This window comes from Allochromatium palmeri (assembly GCF_009720725.1).
GTDB classification, from domain to species: Bacteria; Pseudomonadota; Gammaproteobacteria; order Chromatiales; family Chromatiaceae; genus Thermochromatium; species Thermochromatium palmeri.
In genome coordinates, this window is the sequence record NZ_WNKT01000106.1 from 1 (window position 1) to 2,960 (window position 2,960).

Annotated in this window: 5 protein-coding genes; 3 read left to right on the top strand and 2 right to left on the bottom strand. The window is 62.1% G+C overall.

Features of this window, described 5'->3' with window-relative positions; genetic code table 11:
• On the top strand, window positions 1-660 hold a 660-nt coding region (corA, locus tag GJ668_RS19540; RefSeq protein WP_246195033.1), incomplete at its 5' end, for a magnesium/cobalt transporter CorA.
• An 82-nt stretch (window positions 661-742) separates the two neighbouring features.
• Window positions 743-907 (top strand): hypothetical protein, encoded by a 165-nt coding sequence (locus GJ668_RS19545; protein WP_155451754.1) that lies wholly within the window; start codon window positions 743-745, stop codon window positions 905-907.
• On the opposite strand, the gene arsB is transcribed toward GJ668_RS19545, so the two are convergent.
• Together arsB and GJ668_RS19555 are read right to left on the bottom strand one after the other, a co-directional pair.
• A complete protein-coding gene (gene arsB / locus GJ668_RS19550; RefSeq protein ID WP_155451755.1) occupies window positions 880-1,983 on the bottom strand; it encodes an ACR3 family arsenite efflux transporter in 1,104 nt (367 codons plus the stop codon). The genes GJ668_RS19545 and arsB overlap by 28 nt on opposite strands.
• Window positions 1,984-2,180: 197 nt before the next feature.
• Window positions 2,181-2,342, bottom strand: a complete 162-nt coding sequence (locus GJ668_RS19555; protein WP_155451756.1) for a hypothetical protein — start codon at window positions 2,340-2,342, stop codon at window positions 2,181-2,183.
• A 132-nt stretch (window positions 2,343-2,474) separates the two neighbouring features.
• Here GJ668_RS19555 and GJ668_RS19560 point away from each other — a divergent pair, with 132 nt between their 5' ends.
• Window positions 2,475-2,909: a hypothetical protein gene (locus GJ668_RS19560; RefSeq protein ID WP_155451757.1), complete on the top strand. Its 435-nt coding sequence runs from the start codon at window positions 2,475-2,477 to the stop codon at window positions 2,907-2,909.
• The last annotated feature ends 51 nt before the right edge of the window (window positions 2,910-2,960 follow it).

Here is a 2,960-nt window from a genome sequence, read left to right on the forward strand (position 1 = left end):
CAGGAACCGTTCACGGCGGGTCTGGTACTTCGGCTTCGGGGCGCGTTTCTTGGGCATCGTCGTCAGGCTGAGGGCGGTGGAGAACACAGGGCACAAGGGTATCACTCAGACCCCTTCGCCAAAACGGAATTGTTCAGCGTTTCCTATGGCGAACGACTCGAAGCGCTTGAGGACGAAGTCTTGACGCAACCCACCCAACAGACCCTGGCCAGGGTGCATCAGATCCGCCGTGAACTCCTGTGGCTACGACGCCTGGCGTGGCCGCAGCGGGAGGTTCTGAGTCAACTCTTGCGTGGCGACTGCGCCTGTATCACACCCGAGACCCGGCTCTTTCTGCGCGACAGCCATGACCATACGGTGCAGATCCTAGATCTGGTGGAAAGCGATCGCGAGATGATCACCAGCCTGCTGGACGTCTATCTGTCGAGTGTCAGCAACCGCCTGAATGAATCCATGCGGTTGCTCACCATCATCGCCACGCTGTTCATTCCCCTGACCTTTGTGGCGGGCGTCTATGGCATGAATTTCGGCAATAACGCCCACAGTGCCTGGGCCATGCCCGAGCTGCGCTGGGACTACGGGTATCCCATGATCTGGGGGGTGATGATCGCCATCGCCGCCGGGATGCTCTATCTGTTTAAACGCAACAAATGGCTGTGAACACGGGCGCCTCAATGGCGGCCGCTTCATCGAACATCGGCGACGCCCGCTTGGCCACCGGCGGCTGTTCTTGCTGGAGGGCTTGCGCGAGATCGTCATTGGCCTGCATGGCCAGCCAGGCGCGCGTCGTCACGCCGTCGACCCGCCCCCCATGCTCGGTGAGCTACAGCAGATCGGTCCGGCACTGCACCAGGGCCGGGTCGAAGCGTTCGAGTGTTTTCATGCGCGTTCCTCCGCGCGTCTGTGATCGATGGGAATACCGGCCTCGTACCAGCCCCGGCTGGCATTGACCACCCGCACCACCACGAGCATCACCGGCACCTCGATCAGCACCCCGACCACGGTCGCGAGCGCCGCGCCGGACTGGAAGCCGAACAGGGCGATCGCCGCCGCCACCGCCAGCTCGAAGAAGTTCGAGGCGCCGATCAGCGCCGAGGGACAGGCGACACTGTGTTTCTCGCCGACCAGACGATTGAGCCAGTAGGCCAGCGCCGAGTTGAAGAACACCTGGATCAGGATCGGCACCGCCAGCAGGGCGATGATCAGCGGCTGGGCGATGATCTGCTCCCCCTGGAACGCAAACAGCAGCACCAGGGTCAGCAGCAGCGCGACGATGGAGGCGTGACCCAGGACATCGAGCGTGGCGTCGAAGCGTTCCTGACCCTGAGCCAGCAGACGCTTACGCCAGACCTGGGCAATGATGACCGGGATGACGATATAGAGCAGCACCGAGATCAGCAGCGTATCCCAGGGCACGATGATCGCCGACAGCCCCAGCAGCAGGCCCACGATCGGCGCAAAGGCGACGATCATGATGGCGTCGTTGAGCGCCACCTGCGACAGGGTGAAATAGGGATCGCCCCCGGTCAGCCGGCTCCAGACGAAGACCATGGCGGTGCAGGGCGCGGCGGCCAGCAGGATCAGCCCGGCGACATAGGAATCGAGCTGCTCGGCCGGCAGCCAGTCGGCGAAGAGTCCGCGGATGAACAGCCACGCCAGGAGCGCCATCGAGAACGGCTTGACCGCCCAGTTGACGAACAGGGTCACGCCGATGCCCTTCCAGTGATCGCGCACCTGATGCAGGGCCCCGAAGTCGATCTTGATCAGCATCGGGATGATCATCACCCAAATCAGCAGTCCGACCGGGATGTTGACCTGAGCCACCTCCAGCCGGCCCAGGAACTGGACGGGCGCGGGCATGAACTGGCCCAGGGCGATTCCGACGACGATGCAGAGCGCAACCCACAGACTCAGCCAGCGCTCGAAGACGCTCATGGACGCACCGGCGGCCTGTTTGGCGGTGACTTCACATTGAACCGACATGGGGCTACTCCGATGGGGTCGGGTTGAGTGCCAAGGCCGCGGCCGGGATCAGGCATGGGCTTCGAAGAAGGCTTGGGGGTCGAGCATGGCGTGAATCGGCGGTCGGCGGGGCCGTGGTCGATGATGTGGCGGAATCATATTTGATTGAGCGCATATGCGAAATCAAAAATACAGTCTTTCAGGGCAATCCGTATTCCTTACTTCGGATTCAGTGTGACGTTGGAGCCGTCGCTGTCATCAATGCTCAGGCACTCCACACCAGATAGTCGCTCACGCGGCGTGCCCAGGCCGATCGAGCAGAGCGTGGCCAATCCAGCCGCGACAGCGGCGGCCAGTAGCGCGGCCTCGTAAGAGTCCATCAGACTGTAGATCCAGGCGCCGGCCCAGGGTCCGAGAACACCGCCGACACCCCAGGCCGTGAACAGGCAGCAGTTCTAAATTTAAGACCATGATGCTATGAAGGACGTTTTGAGAGTCGACCGGAGACCCCGATGGTCCTGAAGCCAGTAGCCCCTGTGGCCCCCACACCAAGCCTCTTCTCGGTCACGGGCTTGGTCACCGGGCTTCGTGAAGCGTTGTTCGGACTGCCAGACCATCGCAAGGGCGGCAACAACCAGCGTTATGCGATCGGTGACGCCGGGCTGAGTGCTTTTTCGGCGTTCTTCATGCAAAGCCCGTCGTTCCTGGATTATCAGCGACGCATGCAGAAAGAACGCGGACGCAACAATGCCCGTTCGCTGTTCGGCGTGCACGAGATTCCGAGCACCCAGCAGATCGGCAACCTGCTCGACCCGATCTCACCGGAGTATCTGGCCCCGGTGTTCCTCGACGTGGTCGACGCCTTGCACCAGCAGCGTGCCTTGGACACCCATCGCCAAGCCGATGGACGCCTCTTGATCGCCCTAGTACCGCGCACCTTAAGTTGACTGGACAATTTCATGCCATCAGCGGCTTGCCGATATAGGTCCAGCGAAACG